Source organism: Burkholderia sp. Bp9142, from assembly GCF_003853415.1.
Lineage (GTDB): Bacteria > Pseudomonadota > Gammaproteobacteria > Burkholderiales > Burkholderiaceae > Burkholderia.
On the sequence record NZ_QTPP01000001.1, the window covers coordinates 201822 to 221288 of the forward strand.

Consider the following 19467-nt stretch of genomic DNA (forward strand, 5'->3'; position numbering starts at 1 on the left):
AAGGCGGAAGTTTAACGCAAGCGCGCCGCGCGCCTGTTTCAGCCTGTGACAGGCTGTATCAGCCCGCGACACCGGTGATCAACAGCAGGTTCGTGCCGGTGATGACGACGAACAGCGCCCATGCGGCGACCTGCATCTTGCGGCCGATCGCATGCTCGCCCATCGTGTTGCGATCGCTGACCGACCGGATCAGCGGCCACATCGCGAACGGCAGTTGCAGGCTCAACAGCACCTGGCTCCAGACGAGCAGTTGGCCGACCGAATTTTCGCCGAGCCACAGCACGCCGATCAGCGCGGGCACCAGCGCGAGCCCGCGCGTGATCAGCCGGCGCTGGTAGCACGGGATCTTCGTATGCAGGAAGCCGTCCATGATTACCTGGCCCGCGATCGTGCCGGTCAGCGTCGAGCTCTGCCCGGACGCGAGCAGCGCGATGCCGAACAGCAGCGCGGCCGCGCCGCCCGCGATCGGCGTGATCAGCCGGTACGCCTGTTCGATGTCGGTGACGCCGTGCTGGCCGGTCGCATGGAACGCCGCGCCTGCAACGACCAGGATCGCCGCATTGACGAGCATCGCGACGAACAGCGACACGCAGGTATCGATCCGCACCAGCGCGAGCGTGTCGCGGACCAGGCCGCGCGCGCCGCCGACGACACGGCGCGTCTGCACGACCGACGAATGCAGATACAGGTTGTGCGGCATGATCGTCGCGCCGACGATGCCGAGCGCGAGCACGATCGCGTCATTGCGGTCGTGGCCGGGGTCGCCCGGCACGAGCCCCTTCGCGACCGCATGCCAGTCGGGCGGCGTGATCGCGACCTGCGCGACGAAGCAGAACGCCATCGTCGCGATCAGCCCGAGCACGATCGCCTCGATCTGCCGGACGCCCTTGCCCTGCAGCCCGAGGACGATCACCGTGTCGAACGCGGTCAGCACGATCCCCCACGCGAGCGGCACGCCGAGCAGCAGCTTGAACGCGAGCGCGCAGCCGAGCACTTCGGCGATGTCGCACGCGATGATCGACACCTCGGCGGTCACCCACTGCACGACGCGGCCGAAGCGGCCATAACGGTCGTAGCTGGCCTGCGCGAGATCCTTGCCCGCGACGAGGCCGAGCCGCGCGGCGAGCATCTGCAGGAAGATCGCGGCGAGGCTCGAGAACGCGACGACCCACAGCAGCGAATAGCCGAATTGCGAGCCGGCCTGGAGGTCGGTGGCCCAGTTGCCGGGATCCATATAGCCGATCGCGACCAGCAGGCCCGGGCCGAAGAAGCGCTTGAGCTTCATCCAGCGCGATGCGCCGGCGTCGATCGTGATGCTGCCCTTTACTTCCGACGGGCAGAAGGGGGCGGTGGCGGTAGTGGGGAGCAGGGGCATGGAAAGCGGGGATCGTGATCGCGACACGGTGATTTTACGGTCATCCGCCCCGCTTTCTCCCGCGCGTCGGCGCGCGCCCCCCGGCTTGCCCGCTCGCCGCCGGCTTTCGCGGGCCTGGGCGCAGGCTGCGGGTCGGGCGCCCCGGCGCCGTTCGCCAGGATCCGCTCGCGCTCGGCGACGCGAAACTCGGTCGGCGACACCAGGAGGCGCTGGCGAAACAGCTTCGCCAGACGCTCGCCGCTGCCGAAGCCCGTGCGCCGCGCGACCTTGTCGGCCGGCAGCGTCGTGTGGATCAGCATATGGCAGGCACGCTCGAGCCGCACATGCTGCACGAACTCGGTCGGCGTCACGCCGACTTCCTTCTTGAAGCGCCGCAGGAAATTGCGCTCGCTCATCGAGGCCGTCCGCGCGACCTCCGCGATCGAAATGCGGTTCGCGCTCTGCGCGCGCAGGCGCTGCGCCGACATCCGGATCGACGGGCTCGCGCTCAGTTCGCGAAACGCCCACATCGACTGCGCGTAGCGTTGCTCCACCGGCCGCATCAGGTTGCTGGCGATCTCCTGCGCGGCGCTGTCGCCGAGATCCGCGCGGAACATGTCGAGCACGGCCGCGAACACGTCGGCCTCGCCGGCCTGCAGTTCGATCGTTGCCGCCGCACGGCGGGCGCGCTCCGTTCGCGGGTGCCCGGCATCCGTCTGCCGCTGCGACGCCGCGAGCGTCGGCAGGTCCATCGCATCGACGATCCACCGCGCATGCCGGCGAATGTCGGTCAGGCGCCGCCGCAACGCATCGCTCCAGTTGACCGACACGCGGTCACCATGAAGATGAAAGAACGCGAGCGCACGATGGCCGTGCTCGTCGCCGAGCGCCTCGGCGGCAATCCTCACGCCGGACGACGACTGCAGCAATCCCCCGCTTTCGGATACGTACTTCAGCTGGTAATCGGCACTGAACGCGTGCAGGCGATTCGCCAGGTTGAAGGCCTCGCCGAGACGCGCGGCCTGGGCCAAAGAAAACCCCGTACTCAAATAGACAACGACCCACCTCTGATCTGCTGCTTCCACTGGCCAAGCCCCCGGACTGTTTCGACTTCTTCTAATACCGTCGAACTGTCAGGCTTATATTTGGTTTGAACACGTGCGACAGGACGGCTATCTCGAAATGTGAAGCGACGGCATCTTAGCCGAACGGGTTCTGTCTTTGGCGAGAAATGGCTGACAGTGACAGCATGATGGCGGATTACTACAGGCTGTCACCGGCCGATCGCATGCCGCGCCGAGACGCGCCTTCAACGTGCGGGCCCGCACCGCGCGCGGCATGCCCGATACTCGCGAGATTCGCGGCAACACCGGCGGCAACACCGCTGCGAACGCACGACCGCACGCCCTGCGTTCCGTCGTCCGCCCATCCATTAGAATCGCTCCACCGCCCACCACGCCGACTTCGTCCGTGCCCGCCGATCATCGTCTCGACCTGAACCTGTTCCGCGTGCTCGACGCCGTCTACGTGCACGGCGGCATCGGCGCGGCCGCCCGCGCGCTGCACCTGACGCAGCCGGCCGTCACGCATGCGCTCAACCGGCTGCGCGCGCATTTCGACGATCCGCTGTTCGTCCGCCAGGGCAACCGCGTCGTGCCGACCGAGCGCACGCGCGCGATCATCGCGGACGTGCAGCTTCACCTCGCCGGCCTGCAGCGCACCGCGCGCAACCCGTCGGCATTCGACCCGGCGACGCTCGACCTGAGCGTCGCGGTCGGCATTCGCGACGTGCTCGAATCGATCGCGCTGCCGCAGATCGTCGCCGCGTTCGCCGACGAAGCGCCGGGGCTGCGATTCGTGAGCCGCCGCGTCGCGGTGCACGACATCGAACGCGAACTCGCGTCGGGCAATCTCGATCTCGCCGTCGATCGACGCGTGCAAACCGGCCCGCGCATCGCGACCGAACACCTGCTCGACGATTCGCTCGTCATCGCGATGCGGCGCGATCATCCGCTGACGAGCGGTCCGCTGCGGCGCGGCGACTACTTCGCCGCGCGGCATATCGCGGTGTCGTCGCTCGGCGAACCGCAATCGCTCGACGTGCTGCTCGGCAACGACGGGCGCTTGCGGCACATCCAGCTCGTGTGCCAGCATTACTTCGCCGCCTGCCAGATCGCGGCGGCGGGCGACCTGCTGCTGACGCTGCCGCGCACGTATGCGCTGCGCATGGCGGCGTTGCTGCCGGTCGTCGTGCAGCCACTGCCGTTGCGGCTCAAGCCGTTTCCGCTGCTCGCGTACTGGCACGAATCGCGCGAGACCGACCGAGCGCACCAGTGGGTACGCGAACGCGTCGCCACGCTCGTGCGCCGGGCTGCCGGCGTCGCCGGCTGATCCCGTCGAGCCGCGTCGACGCTCACGGCGCCCGCGGTTTCCGCCAGGACGGTATGCTGGCGGCTCGCACGCCGCGCATCGTCGCGCCCCCTCTTTCCCGCTTACCGGAGACTTGCCATGCCGCTCATCCACGCTGCCGCCACCCTCGCCGCCGACGCGCCCGACTACGTCGTCCAGCTGCAGGCCGGCACGCACGCGCTGACCGGCGACGAAGCGCCGCGCGAAGGCGGCCAGGGCCTCGGGCCGGCGCCGTTCGAGTTCGTGCTGGCCGGCCTCGCGCAATGCACGGCCGCGACGCTGCGCATGTATATGCAGCGCAAGACGTGGCCGGCTGTGCGCATCGACGTGCGCACCGAACTGCATGCCGATCGCGAAGGTCAGCAATACGTGCGCCGCGTCGTCACGCTCGATGGTCCGCTCGACGACGCGCAGCGCCAGCGTCTCGCGGAAATCTGCGAGAAGACGCCGGTGACGCTGTTCATCAAGCGCGGCACGCGCATCGAAACGACGCTGAACTGACGCGCGACGTGCCGGGCGCGCGGGGCCGGGCGAGAAACGCACCGCGCCGCACCGCGCCGCACGCAATCGACGCGCGACAAGCAAAACGGGCGGGCCGCGCACGATGCGCGGCCCGCCCGTTTGCCGAGGTCGCAGGCGCTTACAGTCCGAGCGCGGACAGGTCCAGCTTGCCGTCCTTCACCGGCGGACACCAGAAATACGCGCCCGTCAGCGGCCGCGTGAAGCGGAACAGGCCGTCGACGATGCCGTCGTCCGCGCCGCTCATCCGGCGCATCTGCACGTCGAACGCGCGGAACGAACCACCGAACGCGACGAAGTAGAGCCCCGCGCGGCGCGCATCGGACCACGGCGACGAACGGCGCAGCATGAATGCCTCCGGCTCGAAGCTCTCCTGCGCGGTGCGCTTCACGTGCGCGGACTCGGGTGCGTCATCGAGTTCCTCGTTGTCCGAGCGGCGGCGGCCGATGATGTGATCCATGTCGCCCGACGCAATGCGCTCCATCTGGTCGAAGTCGTGCAGCCATTGCTGAACCGCGACGAAGCTCGAACCGTCGAGCCCCGCGCCCTGCCCCGTGACGATCGCCGCGGCCAGCGCGTCGTCGCCGGTCGGGTTCTCGGTGCCGTCCTCGTAACCCGACAGGTCGCGATCGCTCGAATAGCGGAACCCGTCGACCGCGTCCTGCAGCGCGAATGCCGGCGCGAGCGCCCGCTCGATCGCCCGCGCGCGCAGCACGAGATCGCCGCGATCGTCGCCGCGCAGCCAGATCCAGACGTCGGCCGGCGTGATCGGCAGCGTGCGGTCGTTCACGGCGAACGCCGGATATTCGGCGAGGCCCGGGACCGGGTGCCCGAGGTGCGCGGCCAGCGCCTGTCCGAAGCCGGCGACCGTGTCGCGCCCATCGACGAGCTCGCGCAATGCCGTCAGCGCCGCCGCGACATTGCCGTTGTTCGAAATCGTGAAAGTGAGGTATCGGGCCGCCGTGTCGATCGGAGCCAGGATGCCTTGCTGAACGTCGCTCATCGTTTCCTCAGGAATGTATCGTGGTGAATCCGCGGGGCCGCAGCGGCCGGCGCGCAACCGCAGAGTGTAATCGATGCACGGCGCCGCCTCGTGCGGCACCGCACCGCGAGACGCGCACGAAAGAAGGGCCGGAACCCCGAATACTAACCGCATCGACGCGGCAACGCCGCATTCGTCAGACATTGCGGCGGGTCCGGCACTGCTGATAAAATCCCTTCACGTCTTTTCGGCGTCCTTTCAACCGTTCACTTCAGGGAGGTGCAGATGTTCCGAATGCCAGCAACCTTCCCGAACGTGGTCCCACGACGCGGCTGACCCCGCCCGTCGTCCGCGCCAGCCCCCGGGTGCTCCGCTAACCCGCCAGCCCGCGCATTTTCCCGACAGCCCGTTTCGTTTCGCCCGCGTCGTCCGTGCGGCCCGGCTGTTGCGTTTTCGACGTTCTCCGAACCGGAAAGTCCCGTCGCGCGATGCGCCGGGCAACGATACATGACCCAAAAAACCACCCATTCGGGCGGCCAGGCATTCCAGGCCGTCTTCGGCTTCACGTTCCGCTACTGGCGCAGGCAGCCGGTGCGCATCGCGGCGATCGCGGCATTGGCGCTGCTCGGCGCGCTCGCCGACGTGCTCACGCCGCTGTTCGCCGGGCGCCTCGTCGATGCGCTGTCGGCCGGCCTGACCGACCGTGCCGCCGCGTGGCATGCGGCCGTCACCGCATTCGGCACGCTGGCCGCGCTCGGGATCGGCGCGACGCTGCTGCGGCAAGGCGTCTACCTGAACATCATCACGCTCACGCTGAAAATGATGAGCGAGATCGCCGCCGCGTCGTTCCATCGCGTGCAGCGCTTCTCGACCGACTGGCACGCGAACAGCTTCGCGGGGTCGACCGTGCGCAAGATCACGCGCGGGATCTGGGCGCTCGACCTGCTGAACGACACGGTGCTGATCGCGCTGCTGCCGTCGGTCACGATGCTCGTCGGTGCAACCGTGCTGCTCGGCACGCACTGGCCGGTGATGGGGCTCGTCGTCGGCGCGGGTTCGCTGCTGTACATCTCGGTGACGGTCGCCGTGTCGCTCGGCATCGTCGCGCCGGCCGCGCGGCTCGGCAACCTGTGGGACACGCGCATGGGCGGCGCACTCGCCGACGCCGTGAGCTGCAACGCGGTCGTCAAGGCGTTCGGCGCGGAAACGCGCGAGGAAGCGCGGCTCGCGCGCGTGATCGGCAAGTGGCGTCAGCGCACGCGCCGCACGTGGGTGCGCGGCACGTTCAACGGCGGGCTGCAGGGTGCGATGCTCGTCGCGATGCAGGCGGCGATGATCGGCGTCGCGCTGCGGCTGTGGGCGAACGACGAGGCGAGCGTCGGCGACATCGCGTTCTCGCTGACGATGTTCTTCATGCTGCAGGGCTACCTGCGCGACGTCGGCATGCACATCCGCAACCTGCAGCGCTCGGTCAACGACATGGAAGAGCTCGTCGCGCTCGAGCGCCAGCCGCTCGGCATCGACGATCGGCCCGGCGCGCCGGCGATCCGGATCGGGCAAGGCGAGATCCGCTTCGAACACGTGACGTTCCGCTACGGCAATCATCCGGTGCCGCTGTATGACGACTTCTCGATGCGCATCGCACCCGGCGAGCGCGTGGGTCTCGTCGGTCATTCCGGGTCGGGCAAGACGACGTTCATCAAGCTGATCCAGCGCCTGTACGACGTGTCGGGCGGCCGCATCACGATCGACGGCCAGGACATCGCGCAGGTGCGGCAGGATTCGCTGCGCAGCCAGATCGCGATCGTCCAGCAGGAGCCCGTGCTGTTCCACCGCACGCTCGCGGAGAACATCGCGTATGCGCGCCCCGGCGCGAGCCGCGCGGAGATCGAGCGCGCCGCGCGTCTGGCCAGCGCGCACGACTTCATCGTCGCGCTGCCGGACGGCTATGACACGCTCGTCGGCGAGCGCGGCATCAAGCTGTCGGGCGGCGAACGCCAGCGCGTCGCGATCGCGCGTGCGTTCCTCGCGGACGCGCCGATCCTGATCCTCGACGAAGCGACGTCGAGCCTCGACAGCGAAAGCGAGGTGCTGATCCAGCAGGCGATGGAGCGGCTGATGGTCGGCCGCACGACGCTCGTCGTCGCGCACCGGCTGTCGACGGTGCGCGCGCTCGACCGCCTGCTCGTGCTCGATCGCGGCAAGGTGATCGAGGAAGGCAGCCACGACGCGCTGATCCGCATCGACGGCGGGATCTATCGCCGGCTGTTCGAGCGGCAGGCGCTCGAGCTGGCGAAGGGCTTGATCGATTCGCCGCGGCGCATGGCGGATGGTGATGCCGGGCCGCTGGGGGAGCCGGCGGAGGCTTGAAGCAGGCAGGCCGTGTGTGGCCCGATGGCGAGGTGGTTGCCGTCGGGTCACGTCCGTGATCGGGTTTGAATCGAGGCCGTGCCGGTGCACGACCTGTTTTCGTTACCGCGGCTTCGGTGGATGCCGCCGCGCCGCGACCCTGTTCGCGATGGGGGTTCCCCGGATCACTTATCATACCGGCCAGGCAATTCGCGACGAAAGGCAGATCATGTTTACAGGCATTGTTCAGGGCGTTGGCGTCATCAAGGCCATCAAGGATCACGGCGAACTGAGAACGTTCAGCATCGAATTCCCCGACCGGTTCACCGCCGACATCGAGATCGGCGCGAGCGTGTCGGTCGACGGCGTCTGCCTGACGGTGACGACCCTCCACTCCCCGGTGCTGGTCGACTTCGACGTGATGCTGCCGAGCCTGAGAATCACCACGCTGGCCGACCTGACGACCGGTGCGCGAGTCAACGTCGAGCGGGCCGCGAAGGACGGTGCGGAGATCGGCGGCCATCCGCTGTCCGGCCACGTCGACTTCATGGGGACCATCCTGCACGTCGCGACGTCCGAACACAACCGGATGATCCGCATCGGCGTGCCCGCCGACTTCAAACGCTATGTGTTCGGCAAGGGTTATATCGCGATCAACGGCTGCAGCCTCACCGTGTCGGACGTCAATCGCGACGAAGGCTGGTTCGAAGTCTGGCTGATTCCCGAAACGCGCCGCGCCACCACCTTCGATGCGAAGGGCGGCAACGACAAGGTCAATATCGAGATCGAGCGCAGCACCCAGGTCGTCGTGGATACGATCCGGGAGTCGGTCAAGGAAACGCTCGGGGAATTGACCGGCGTCGTGACGGCGTTGCTGGCGGAAAAGGGCATCGATATCGAGGAACTGCTCGCCCGCAACGTCGCGCGGCTGCCGAAGCAGTAACGGCCCCCCTGTTCCCGGTGATCGGCGGGATCACCGGGTATCGGTTCGGGTCGACACGCCCTGGCCGGCCGCCCCGCACGCCGACGTCACTCCGCCTCCACCTGCGCCCCCTTCCCCACCGCCACCCGCTGCGACCGATAAATCCCCGCGTGCCCTGAAAACAGATAGGCGACCACGCAGGCGACGATCGCATACACGCCGACATCCGCGCCGAACAGTTCGATCGCCATGATCGTCGACGCGATCGGCGTGTTGGCCGCACCCGCGAACACCGCGACGAAGCCGAGCCCCGCGAGCACCGGCACCGGCAGCGCAAGCACCTGGCCCAGCGCGTTGCCGAGCGTCGCACCGATGTAGAACAGCGGCGTCACTTCGCCGCCCTTGAATCCCGACGCGAGCGTGACGACGGTAAACGCGAACTTGCCCGCGAAATCGTAAGCCGGCAGCGGCCCGTGAAACGCGGCCTCGATCGTCGGAATCCCGAGACCGAGATACTGCGGCACGTTCAGCACGGTTGCCGCCACGGCCACCATCGCGCCACCGAGCACCGGCTGCAGCGGCGCATGGCGGACGACGCGCCGGAACCACGCGGTCAGCGCATGCGTCGCGAACGCGAACAGCCGGCCGACGACGCCGAACGCGACACCCGCGACGACCGTCGCGGCCAGCGCCGTCGCCGACACGACCGGCACGAACGGAATCGCATAAACGGTGTGATGCACGCCCCACGCACGGCACACGACATCCGCGACGATCGCCGACGCGACGCAGGTCAGCAGCGCGTCGTACCGCACGCGGCCGATCGCGAGCACCTCGAGCCCGAACACGGCGCCCGCGAGCGGCGTACCGAACACCGACGAGAACCCGGCCGCGATGCCGCCCATCAGCAGCACGCGCCGGTGCTCGCGATCGAGCCGGAACAGGTGCGTGACGCGATCGGCGAGCGCGCCGCCCATCTGCACGGCCGTCCCCTCGCGGCCGGCCGACCCGCCGAACAGGTGCGTGACGACGGTCGCGACGAGCACGAGCGGCGCCATCCGCTTCGGCACGAGCGCCTTCGGGTCGTGAATCTCGTCGATCAGCAGGTTGTTGCCGCGCGCGACCGACTGACCGAACCGGTGATAGACCCAGCCGGTCGCGAAGCCGGCGGCCGGCAGCCCCCACAGCAGCCACGGATGCGCGACGCGCGTGCCGGTCGCCCAGTCGAGCGCGATCAGGAACAGCGCGGACGCCGTGCCGGCCAGCGCGCCGAGCAAGGCCGAGAGCGCGAGCCAGCGGCATACGTAGCGCACGGTCGCGAAAAAATCGGCAGAAGTCGAGAAAAACATGATTTCCAGATTCGACGGGACATCAAAACCTGGGCGGCAGAATACCGCGTGGACGGCCTGCGACCTCCTGACGACCCAGGAACACGCAGGCATCATCAGCCGGGCAAACCGGCGGTTGAGGGCCGAACCGTGCGCGAGGCGCCGCGATCGACCGCAGGGAGGCATGCCATCTCCGCAGGCGGCAATTGTACGCGACGCCGCCCGTCGCGTGCAATGCGGCCCGGCCGGGCCGCTGCGCACCGTCAGTCGAGCGGCATGCGCGTCACGCGCGAGATCAGCTGGGGCGCGATCCGGTCGAGCGGCAGGATCGCGGACGCCGCGCCGATCGCCGCGGCCGCCTTCGGCATTCCGTAGACGGCGCTCGTCGCTTCGTCCTGCGCGATCGTGTAGCAGCCCTTCGCACGCATCGCCTTCAGCCCCAGCGCGCCGTCGCGGCCCATCCCCGTCAGCAGCACGCCGAGCGCGTCGCCCCGCCAGCCGTCGGCGACACTGTTGAAGAACACGTCGATCGACGGCCGATACGGCGTCTCGGCCGGATGGCGCGTATAGCCGAGCACGCCGCGCGGCGACAGGCACAGGTGATCGTTGGTCGCCGCGAGCAGCACCTCGCCCGCCTGCGGCACGCTGCCCTGCCGGGCGACGCGCACGGGCAGCCGCGTATAGCCGTCGAGCCACTCCGCCATGCCGAGCGCGAACGCCTGGTCGACGTGCTGCACGATCACGAGCGCGGCCGGAAAATCGGCCGGCAGCGCGCGCAGCAGCGCAGTGAGCGCGGTCGGCCCGCCCGCCGACGCGCCGATCGCGATCAGCGTCGGCTCGCCGCGCGCAGGCACCGGCACGGGCTGCACGGGCGTCGCGGCCCGGCTTTCGAGCAGCCGGCCGATCTGGTCGATCTTCGCGAGTAGCGGCTGCGGCGCCGCGTCCGACGGCAGGCCGAGCGCGAGCGTCGGCGTGTCGACCGCGTCGAGCGCGCCGGCGCCCATCGCCTCGTAGACCGACGACGTGTTCGCGCTGACGCTCGCGGTCACGATCAGGATCGCGCACGGGGCGCGCGCCATGATCTGCCGCGTCGCGGCCACGCCGTCGAGCTTCGGCATCACGAGATCCATCAGCACGAGGTCGGGCGGATGCGCGACGCAGAAGTCCACCGCCTCGTCGCCGTCGGTCGCGACCCACAGCACGCGATGATCGGTGCGCAGCGCGATCACGCGGCGCAGCGCCTCGACGGCGAGCGGCAGATCGTTGACGATGCCGATGTTCATCCGCGCGCCTCTCCGATCAGGTCGTGCACCGCATCGAGCAGCGCCTCGTCGTGGAAACTGCTCTTCGCGAGGTAGTAGTCGGCGCCGGCATCGAGCCCGCGCCGGCGATCCTCGTCGCGATCCTTGTACGACACGATCATCACCGGCACGCGCTTGAGCATCGGGTCGCCCTTGATCAGCGTGACGAGCTCGATCCCGTCCATGCGCGGCATGTCGACATCGGTGACGACCAGGTCGAACGCGTCGCTGCGCACCGCATTCCAGCCGTCCATCCCGTCGACCGCGACGGTCACGTCGTAGCCACGCTTTTCCAGCAGCTTGCGTTCGAGCTCGCGCACCGTCAGCGAATCGTCGACGACGAGCACGCGGCGGCGCCGGTCGGCGAGCGCGAGCTGCGGATCGCGCGCGAGCTTCGCGAGCTGGCCGCCGCGCACGAGCTTGTCGACCGAGCGGATCAGGTCCTCGACATCGACGATCAGCACCGGGTCGCCGTTCTCGAGCAACGCACCGGCCGCGATGTTCTGGATCTTGTTCAGGCGGCTGTCGAGCGGCTGCACGACGAGCATCCGTTCGCCGAGGAAACGGTCGACGGCGACGCCGTACAGCTCGGGCTCGCCGCCGACGACCACCACCGCCGTGCTCGCCCGCGCGACGTCGGGCTCGCCTGCATCGAGCAGCTGATGCGCGGCGACGAGGCCCGCACGCCGGCCGTCGAACGGAAAATGCGGCTGGCCCTCGAGCACGTCGATGTCGTCGTGCGCGAGTTCGAGCGTGCGGCGCACGTGCGCGAGCGGAAACGCGTACGGCTCGCCGCCGACCTCGACCAGCAGGCTGCGGATCACCGACAGCGTGAGCGGCAGCTGCAGCACGAAGCGCATGCCCGCGCCGGGCTCGTTGAAGATGCGCACTGCCCCGCGCACGCCGCGCACCATCTCCTGCACCGCATCGAGGCCGACGCCGCGCCCCGACACGTCGGTCACGGCGTCGCGCATCGAGAAGCCCGGCAGCAGCAGGAATTCGAGCAGCTCGGGATCGGACAGCCGCGCGGCCGTCTCGTCGTCGGTCAGGCGCTGGCGCACGACCGCCGCGCGCAGCGCGTCCATGTCGACGCCCGGCCCGTCGTCGATCACGCTGACGAGCAGCGAGCCGGCGCTGTGGCGCGCTTCGAGCGTGACGCCCGCCTCGGCCGGCTTGCCGCGTGCGCGGCGCGCATCGGGCGATTCGACGCCGTGATCGATCGCGTTGCGCAGCAGATGGCCGAGCGGCGCGTCGAGCAGGTCGAGGATGTCGCGGTCGACCTGCGTGCCTTCGCCGACGATCGAGAAGCGTACCTGCTTGCCGAGCGAGCGCGCGAGATCGCGGACGATGCGCGGATACGCGCGCGTCGCGTCGCCGAACGGCCGCATCCGGCACTGCAGCGCCTCGTCGTACAGCTGCTCGGCGATATGCGTGCTGCGGCGCTCGAAGCGGTCGAATTCGTCCATGCGCTCGGCGAGCGAACGCTGCAGGTCGTTGAGCATGTGCCGCACTTCGTTCACCGACGCGAGCACGCCCGCATCGAGATCGTCGGCGAACTGTTCGTACAACAGATCGAGCGAGCGGGCCGCATCGCGCTGCGCGCGCTTCACCCGCAGCATCGATTCCGCGAACGGCTTGAGCCAGCGCGATTCGACGAGCGACTCGCCGGACAGGCTCAGCAGCCGGTTCAGCGTATCGGCCCGCACGCGGCGCATCGCGCCCGCGCTGGCCGCGCGTCCGGCCGGGACCGGATCGGGCACGGCAGCCGACACGGCGAGCGGCGGCACCGCGGCACCGGTCCCCACGGGCTCGTTCGCCGCACCGTCGTGATCGCGAAACGGCACGGCGAACGGCGGCGGCGCGAAGGCCCGTGCCGGCATCGCGTGCGTGCCGTCGGCGCCCGTCAGCGCCAGCGCGAACGCGTCGATCTCCACCGACGAGACGGGCTGCGCCTGCGGATCGGCGACCCGCACCAGCAGGTCGACGCCGGCGAGCAGCACGTCGACATGCGTGGCCGTCAGTGCGATGGTGCCGGCCTGCGCGGCGACGAAGCATTCTTCCATCCGCCCCGCGATGTCGATGCCGAGCGGCACGCCGACGATGCGCGCGGCCCCCTTCAGCGAATGCGCGGCGCGCATGCACGCCTCGAGCGCGACGGAGTCGGGCTCGCCCGATTCGAGCGCGAGCAGGCGTTCGGACAGCGCCTGGGTCTGCGTGCGCGTCTCCTCGCGATACAGCTCGAGCAGCGACAGGTGGCTCAGATCGTCATCGCCGCTCATCGCATGCTCCGTGTGACGGCATCGAACAGCCGATCGTCGTCGAGCAGGCCCACCGACTTGCCGCGCCATGACAGCACGCCGCGCGACAGGCCGCCGCTTGCGCGCCCGACCGTCGCCGGCACGGGCACCCATTCGGATGCGCCGAAGCGCAGCACGCCCTCGACTTCGTCGACCGGGAACACCACCGGCTCGCCCTGGTGCGCGGCGACCAGCAGCCGCGTGAAGCGGCCGTCCGCACTGCGGCTGCCGCCCTTGCCCGCCTCGAGGCCGAGCAGCGCGCCGATCGAGATCGCGATGCGCAGCGTGCCGCGAATGTTGACCACGCCGCGCACGGCCGACTGGCGGCGATGCGGCAGCGAATGGATCGGACGCGTGCCGGCGATCTCGCGCAGCACGCCGATCGGCAGCGCGAGCCATTCGTCGGCGACGCGAAACGCCAGCGCCGCCTGGCGCGTGTCGTCATCGCCGTGCACGCGGGTCGCATCGAACGCACTGATGCGCTGCGTGGCGTCGGCCATCTCCGCGACGCCGAGGGGGCGTTCGAGCAGTTTCGCCGCGTGATACGCGTAGACCGGGCAGTTCAGGCAGCGCAGGCCGTCAGCCAGCCGCTCGCACGAGCGGTCGCCGTGCGTGCCGATCCGGTTCCAGCAATCGTCGACGCCGATCGTCGTGCCTTCAGTGGCAACGGCGTCGCGGTTCATTCTTTCGTCGGTCATCCCGATGTCGGCTCCCAACCCGTATTCTCATTATCCGGCCGAGCGCCGCGCACGCTCGAGCAGCCATCGCGCGCCGGCGCCGTCGCCGCCGACGTCGAGCAAGGTCGCGAGATGCGTCAGCGCTTCGTGGTGCGTCGGCCGCAGATACAGCGCCTTGCGGTAGAAGTCGCCCGCTTCCGCCACCCGCCCGCGCGCATCCGCGATCAGCCCGTTCAGGTAGAACGCGTCCGCGTGCGGCCCGGCATGCGCGGAGAACTGCGCGAGCACGCGCTCGGCCTCGTCGAATGCGCCTGCGTTGGCCAGCGCCTGCGCTTCCTCGAGCGTCGGCGCGGCGCCGTCGGCGACCGGTGCGGCGGGCGCGTTGATCGCGTTGATCGCGTTGATCGCGTGGGCCGCGTGGGCCGCATTGGCCGGCGAGTCGGCCCGCATGCCGGTCTGCCGCTCGAACGCCGTCGCGCGCTCGGCCGGCGCGAGCGGAGCCGGCGAAGGCGCGGGACCACCCCACGCCGGCGCCACGACGGCCACCAGCGGGCGGGCTGCGGCCGGCGGCGCCACCGTGAAGCGCTCCGCGCGCCGGTACGGCGCGATCGCGGGCATCGGTGCCGCATGCCGCGCCGCGTACCCGTCCGCCGCTGCGCCGCCCTGCACGCGATGAAACGCGAACGCCAGCGGCACGCGCGCCGAGCACATCCCGCGCCGCATCGCGACGCCCGTTTCGGCCGGACCGACGAACAGCATCCCGTCGTCGACGAGCCAGCGCTCGAGCGAACCGATCACGCGATCCTGCGCGTCGCGGTCGAAATAGATCAGCACGTTGCGGCAGAACACGAAATCGTAGCGCGTGCCTGTATCGGCTCCCGGCTCGACCAGGTTCGCCTGGCGAAACTGCACGCATGCGCGCACGCGCTCGTCGAGCAGCCAGCCATCCGTGACCGGCGTGAAGTAGCGGGCGCGGAACTCGGTCGCCGTGCCGCGAAACGCATTGCGCCCATAGCAGCCGAGCCGCGCCTGTTCGATCGCGCGTGTGCTCAGGTCGATCGCGTCGATCGTAAAGCTGGCCGGATCGAGCCCGGCGTCGAGCAGCGCCATCGCCGCCGAATACGGCTCCTCGCCGGTCGAGCAGGGTGCGCTCAGCACGCGGATCACGCGCCCGGGCATCGCGGCAAGCCGCTCGATCGCGAGCCGCGCGAGCGTCGCGAACGCCTCGCGATCGCGGAAGAACCACGTCTCGGGCACGATGAACAGTTCGATCAGCGCGCGCCGTTCGTCGGCCGACGCGTTGAGCTGTTGCCAATAGGCGTCGAGCGCTTCCGGCGTGACGGGCGGCCGCGCCGCCGACGGCAGCCGCTCGCCGTCGCCCTGCAGCGCGTGCACGCGCTCCGTCAGCGCGCGACTCAGGAAATCGTTGCCGAGCGAATCGGGGTCGATACCGGTCTCGCGCAGCAGCCAGCCGCGAAATCGCGAATCGGACGCTTTCATGCGGACTCTCCTCCGTGGCCCGGCAGGCCGTCGAACAGATACAGGCGCGCAACGTCGTCGATCAGGTCCGCTACCGAGACCTGCTGTACGATCCCGCCGGGCGTGTTCGCGACACGCCCGAGCCAGCGCGTGCGCGCGGTCGTCACGCCACTGGCACGGAATGCCGTGCGGTCGATCCGCAGCGTCTGCGTCGCGCACTCGACGATCAGGCCGATCACGCGCTCGCGATCGCGCTGCTCGACGCGGTAGCGAACCATCACGAGCCGCGTCGAACGCAACGCATGCGCGCGCCGCCCGAGCGCCAGCATCGGCACGTCGATCACGGGCACCGGCTGACCGCCGCGCATCAGCAGCCCGGCGATCCATTCGGGCGCGCCGGGCACGGCCTTGGTGGTCGCGAGCGGCAACACCTCGTCGATGTCGGCCGCGTCGAGCGCATAGCGCTCGCCGTCGAGTTCGAACATCAGGAACAGCGCGTGCGCGCCGCCGTGACTCTCGGCGCGCGTCACGCGTCGACCTTGAAGCGCGACACGCTGGTGCGCAACTGGTTCGCGACGAGCGTCAGGTCGTCGATCGCCTGCGACGACTGGCGCAGCGATTCGGCCGTCTGCTGCGCGGCTTCCGACAACTGCGACAGCGCCTGCGTGATCTGCTCGGCGCCGTTCGCCTGCGTCTGCATCCCTTCGTTGACCATCTGGAAGCGCGGCGCGAGCGTCTGCACCTCGGCGATGATCTGCGACAGCTGCCCGCCGACCTGCTGCACGTCGAGCATCCCGCGGCGCACTTCCTCGGAGAACTTGTCCATCCCCATCACGCCCGCCGACACGGCCGACTGGATCTCCTTCACCGTCTGCTCGATGTCGTAGGTCGCAACCGCCGTCTGGTCGGCGAGGCGGCGGATTTCGGTCGCGACGACCGCGAAGCCGCGGCCGTACTCGCCGGCCTTCTCGGCCTCGATCGCCGCGTTCAGCGACAGCAGGTTGGTCTGGTCGGCCACCTTGGTGATCGTCGCGACGACCTGGTTGATGTTCAGTGCCTTCTCGTTGAGGATCGCGAGCTTCGCATTCACCGAACCGGCCGCGTCCATCACGCTGCGCATGGTCTCGCCCATCCGCGTGAGGCCGCTCTGGCTCACGCCCGCGAGCGTCGCCGACTGCTCGGCCACGCCGGCCACCTCGTTCATCGTGCGCAGCAGGTCGCGCGAGGTCGCGAAGATCTCGCGCGACGTCGCACCGATCTCGGTCGTCGTCGCCGCGGTTTCGTTGGCGGTCGCCTGCTGCTCGCGCGACGTCGCCGCGATTTCGGCGACCGACGTCGTCACCTGCAGCGACGACTGCTGCGCACGCGAGACGAGCTCGGTCAGTTCGTCGGCCATCCGGTTGAAGCCCGTCTCGAGCGTGCCGAATTCATCGCGGCGGCGCAGGTCGAGCCGGCGCGTCAGGTTGCCGGTGCGCATCACGTCGTGCACTTCCACGAGCCGCGCCATCGGCACGGTAACGGAACGGTACAGCCCGTAGCCCAGCCCGAGCGCGGACAGCAGCACGATCGCCAACGCCGTTGCGAGGACGACCTCGGTGGCCTGCACGGATTCGCGGATCAGCTTCGCGGACTGGTCGGCGAACGTGCGGTTCTCCTGCACCAGGATATTCGCGTTGCGCACGACCTCGGCCCACGACGGCTGCACCTTCGCATAAGCGGCGACGGCCTGTTCGCGCGACACGCGGCTCTTCTGCACCGCGTCGTTCAGCAGCGGCAGGTAGCGGTCGAAGGAGCCGCGGAACGTCGCGAAGCGCTGGCGGTCGTCATCCCGGAACGTCGTGTTCTGGTAGTCGACCGACAACGATTCGACCGCCTTGAGCGCCTCGGCGATCTTCGCGAAATCGCGCTGCACGAGTTCGGGATCGGTATCGACGAAGGTTGCCTGCTGCAGCTGCGTGAACGATTCGTTGACCGCGCCGCGCAGCGACGCCGCGAGATAGACGCCGGGCAGCGAGTCGCGTTCGATGCTGACGGCTTCGGCGTTGATCGCACGCAAACGCTCGTAGGACACGCCGGCGGTCACCAGCATCAGCACGAACAACACGCCGAAGCTGAGCAGGATGCGGTTGCCGAGCGTCAGCCGGCCAGCGCCGACCGTCGGATGCAGGCTTTCATTGGTCGCGCGGGGCGTCACGGTGGCCATGTTCGTTATGGGCTTTCTAAAATCAGCGTTGAAAAAAACCGCGCCCGCCTGCGCGCCGGACGGCGCGCCACGAGCGCATCGGGGTCTGCGGGCGGCACGGCACCGGCGGGCCGCGCCGCGAAATCATCGCTCCGCTTGCGCCGGCAGCCGAAGCGCGACCATGAAGCCGCGCGGCGTATTGCGCATCAGGATCTGGCCGCGATGCCGCGCGGCCGTCGCACGGACGAACGCGAGCCCGAGGCCGAAGCCGCTGCGCGCCGCGCCGTGCGCGGATTCGAGCCGCACGAACGACTCGGTCGCAGCCGTGCGCTGCTCGGGCGCGATGCCGTTGCCGGTGTCCTCGACACCGATCAGCCAGGCATCGCCGTCGTCGCTCAGCGTGCAGTGCACGTCCGTGCCGGCCGGACCGTATTTCAGCGCGTTGTCGACCAGGTTCGCGACCGCGCGCGTGAGCATCATGCGGTCGCCCATCGTCACGCACTCGGTGTCGGGCACGTGGGCAACGACGCGGCTGCCGAATCCGGCCGCCTTTTCCCACAGCTGATCGGCGGCGTCGAGCACGATCTCGTTGAGACTCAGGACCTCGTGCGCGCGGCGTTCCGACTGCGCGCGCGTCAGGTGGATGAAGCCGTCGGCGAGCGCGAGCGCGCGCCGTGCGTGGCCGGCGATGCGCTCCATGATCGGCGGCATGTCGCCGTGCTCGGTCCGGTAGACCTCGAGCAGCGCGAGGATCGACGTCTGCGGCGAGCGCATGTCGTGCGACAGGAAATCCAGTGCTTCGTCGCGCTGCCGCGACATCAGGTACGAATTCGAGTGATAGCGGATGCGCGCGGTCAGCTCCATCGCGTCCGGGAGCTTCACGAGATAGTCGTTCGCGCCGGCGATGAACGCCTCGCGCTTGACGATCGGCTCCTCTTTCGCGGACAGCACGATGATCGGCACGCGTGCGGTGGCGGCGTCCGCGCGCCACGCGCGAACGAGGTCAAGGCCGTCGATATCCGGCATCACGAGATCCTGCAGGATGACCGTCGGCTTCACGTCGCGCGCGACCGCCATCGCCCGGTGTGCGTCGGTGCACACATGCAGGTCGATATCGTGCTCGCTGCGCAGCGCGCGGCGGATCACCTCGCCGACGAACGGCTGATCGTCGACAAGCAGAACCGACAGCCCCGATTCGAGACAATCCGGCGCATTTTCACCGCTCGATTCTTTCATAAATACCGTTTCAAACGCCAAATCTCCAATTGATTCTTTCATAGGAGTTGTTTATCCGACTTGGGCGCCATCTTAATTTAGCGGCTGAGAAATCCGCCTATTGCTGCCGATCTGGCCTGTCGGCATTGCCTCACGGGGATCCGAACGCCGATTTTCCCCCGACGACGGTCGCATTACCTCCGCGCGCTTTCTCTCAATAAAGATAACCGGCTGATTCTAAATGAAATTAGAACACAGCATCTATCTCCTTCCGGTTTAGTTTTGCCAAATATGTTGAAAGAGCGGAATTCAGATAAATCAGATCATTTCCGCACGCGAAAGACGATAACGTTTGCGAACCCGGCGCCACGAGGTTTGCATTCGCTGCAAGGCCCGCGCGCCGAGCGTATTGGGGCCGGATTCCGAGGCGACGAAACCGGAAGAGATGGAGGG

15 protein-coding genes and 1 riboswitch are annotated in these 19467 nt (G+C 69.0%); of the genes, 4 read left to right on the plus strand and 11 right to left on the minus strand.

Features of this window, described 5'->3' with window-relative positions; translation table 11 throughout:
* Positions 1–58 precede the first annotated feature (58 nt).
* Positions 59–1375: an Nramp family divalent metal transporter gene (locus DIE22_RS00950; RefSeq protein WP_124495699.1), complete on the minus strand. Its 1317-nt coding sequence runs from the start codon at positions 1373–1375 to the stop codon at positions 59–61.
* Positions 1324–2385, minus strand: coding sequence for a helix-turn-helix domain-containing protein (locus DIE22_RS00955; protein ID WP_124604121.1), 1062 nt, complete (start codon positions 2383–2385; stop codon positions 1324–1326). Before DIE22_RS00955 ends, DIE22_RS00950 begins: the two co-directional genes overlap by 52 nt.
* Before the next feature lie 439 nt (positions 2386–2824).
* Here DIE22_RS00955 and DIE22_RS00960 point away from each other — a divergent pair, with 439 nt between their 5' ends.
* On the plus strand, positions 2825–3745 hold the full coding sequence (locus DIE22_RS00960) for a LysR family transcriptional regulator (RefSeq protein ID WP_124604123.1): 921 nt from the start codon (positions 2825–2827) through the stop codon (positions 3743–3745).
* Positions 3746–3862: 117 nt separating this feature from the next.
* On the plus strand, positions 3863–4264 hold the full coding sequence (locus DIE22_RS00965) for an OsmC family protein (RefSeq protein ID WP_059466564.1): 402 nt from the start codon (positions 3863–3865) through the stop codon (positions 4262–4264).
* A gap of 139 nt (positions 4265–4403) precedes the next feature.
* Here DIE22_RS00965 and DIE22_RS00970 read toward each other — a convergent pair whose 3' ends face one another.
* On the minus strand, positions 4404–5285 hold the full coding sequence (locus DIE22_RS00970; protein WP_124495705.1) for a Dyp-type peroxidase: 882 nt from the start codon (positions 5283–5285) through the stop codon (positions 4404–4406).
* A 486-nt stretch (positions 5286–5771) separates the two neighbouring features.
* Here DIE22_RS00970 and DIE22_RS00980 point away from each other — a divergent pair, with 486 nt between their 5' ends.
* On the plus strand, positions 5772–7634 hold the full coding sequence (locus DIE22_RS00980; RefSeq protein ID WP_124495707.1) for an ABC transporter ATP-binding protein: 1863 nt from the start codon (positions 5772–5774) through the stop codon (positions 7632–7634).
* A 208-nt stretch (positions 7635–7842) separates the two neighbouring features.
* Positions 7843–8556 carry a riboflavin synthase subunit alpha gene (locus DIE22_RS00985; protein ID WP_124495709.1) on the plus strand — a complete coding sequence of 238 codons (714 nt, stop codon included), beginning with the start codon at positions 7843–7845 and terminating at the stop codon, positions 8554–8556.
* Positions 8557–8642: 86 nt separating this feature from the next.
* On the opposite strand, the gene DIE22_RS00990 is transcribed toward DIE22_RS00985, so the two are convergent.
* The 8 genes from DIE22_RS00990 to DIE22_RS01030 all read right to left on the minus strand — a co-directional run bounded on the left by DIE22_RS00990 (position 8643) and on the right by DIE22_RS01030 (position 19077).
* Positions 8643–9884, minus strand: a complete 1242-nt coding sequence (locus tag DIE22_RS00990) for a voltage-gated chloride channel family protein (RefSeq protein WP_124495710.1) — start codon at positions 9882–9884, stop codon at positions 8643–8645.
* A 79-nt stretch (positions 9885–9963) separates the two neighbouring features.
* Positions 9964–10067, minus strand: a riboswitch (Fluoride riboswitch).
* 59 nt (positions 10068–10126) lie between these two features.
* Positions 10127–11146: a chemotaxis response regulator protein-glutamate methylesterase gene (locus DIE22_RS00995; protein WP_124495712.1), complete on the minus strand. Its 1020-nt coding sequence runs from the start codon at positions 11144–11146 to the stop codon at positions 10127–10129.
* Positions 11143–13443, minus strand: a complete 2301-nt coding sequence (locus tag DIE22_RS01000; protein ID WP_124495714.1) for a hybrid sensor histidine kinase/response regulator — start codon at positions 13441–13443, stop codon at positions 11143–11145. The genes DIE22_RS00995 and DIE22_RS01000 overlap by 4 nt, the downstream gene beginning before the upstream one ends.
* Positions 13440–14144 carry a chemotaxis protein CheW gene (locus DIE22_RS01005; RefSeq protein WP_124604435.1) on the minus strand — a complete coding sequence of 235 codons (705 nt, stop codon included), beginning with the start codon at positions 14142–14144 and terminating at the stop codon, positions 13440–13442. The genes DIE22_RS01000 and DIE22_RS01005 overlap by 4 nt, the downstream gene beginning before the upstream one ends.
* A 45-nt stretch (positions 14145–14189) precedes the next feature.
* Positions 14190–15638, minus strand: a complete 1449-nt coding sequence (locus tag DIE22_RS01010) for a protein-glutamate O-methyltransferase CheR (protein WP_124604125.1) — start codon at positions 15636–15638, stop codon at positions 14190–14192.
* Positions 15635–16147: a chemotaxis protein CheW gene (locus DIE22_RS01015; RefSeq protein ID WP_124495718.1), complete on the minus strand. Its 513-nt coding sequence runs from the start codon at positions 16145–16147 to the stop codon at positions 15635–15637. The genes DIE22_RS01010 and DIE22_RS01015 overlap by 4 nt, the downstream gene beginning before the upstream one ends.
* Positions 16144–17820, minus strand: a complete 1677-nt coding sequence (locus DIE22_RS01020) for a methyl-accepting chemotaxis protein (RefSeq protein WP_124495720.1) — start codon at positions 17818–17820, stop codon at positions 16144–16146. The genes DIE22_RS01015 and DIE22_RS01020 overlap by 4 nt, the downstream gene beginning before the upstream one ends.
* Positions 17821–17943: 123 nt before the next feature.
* Positions 17944–19077: a hybrid sensor histidine kinase/response regulator gene (locus DIE22_RS01030; RefSeq protein WP_124495722.1), complete on the minus strand. Its 1134-nt coding sequence runs from the start codon at positions 19075–19077 to the stop codon at positions 17944–17946.
* Positions 19078–19467: the final 390 nt, after the last annotated feature.

Bases quoted from the DNA above. Each gene is read 5' to 3' on its own strand.
- DIE22_RS01000 (WP_124495714.1), bottom strand. From the start codon at position 13,443: ATGAGCGGCGATGACGATCTGAGCCACCTGTCGCTGCTCGAGCTGTAT.
- DIE22_RS00990 (WP_124495710.1), bottom strand. From the start codon at position 9,884: ATGTTTTTCTCGACTTCTGCCGATTTTTTCGCGACCGTGCGCTACGTA.
- DIE22_RS00995 (WP_124495712.1), bottom strand. From the start codon at position 11,146: ATGAACATCGGCATCGTCAACGATCTGCCGCTCGCCGTCGAGGCGCTG.
- DIE22_RS01005 (WP_124604435.1), bottom strand. From the start codon at position 14,144: ATGAACCGCGACGCCGTTGCCACTGAAGGCACGACGATCGGCGTCGAC.
- DIE22_RS00965 (WP_059466564.1), top strand. From the start codon at position 3,863: ATGCCGCTCATCCACGCTGCCGCCACCCTCGCCGCCGACGCGCCCGAC.
- DIE22_RS00985 (WP_124495709.1), top strand. From the start codon at position 7,843: ATGTTTACAGGCATTGTTCAGGGCGTTGGCGTCATCAAGGCCATCAAG.
- DIE22_RS00970 (WP_124495705.1), bottom strand. From the start codon at position 5,285: ATGAGCGACGTTCAGCAAGGCATCCTGGCTCCGATCGACACGGCGGCC.
- DIE22_RS01020 (WP_124495720.1), bottom strand. From the start codon at position 17,820: ATGGCCACCGTGACGCCCCGCGCGACCAATGAAAGCCTGCATCCGACG.
- DIE22_RS01030 (WP_124495722.1), bottom strand. From the start codon at position 19,077: ATGAAAGAATCAATTGGAGATTTGGCGTTTGAAACGGTATTTATGAAA.
- DIE22_RS00980 (WP_124495707.1), top strand. From the start codon at position 5,772: ATGACCCAAAAAACCACCCATTCGGGCGGCCAGGCATTCCAGGCCGTC.
- DIE22_RS00950 (WP_124495699.1), bottom strand. From the start codon at position 1,375: ATGCCCCTGCTCCCCACTACCGCCACCGCCCCCTTCTGCCCGTCGGAA.
- DIE22_RS01010 (WP_124604125.1), bottom strand. From the start codon at position 15,638: ATGAAAGCGTCCGATTCGCGATTTCGCGGCTGGCTGCTGCGCGAGACC.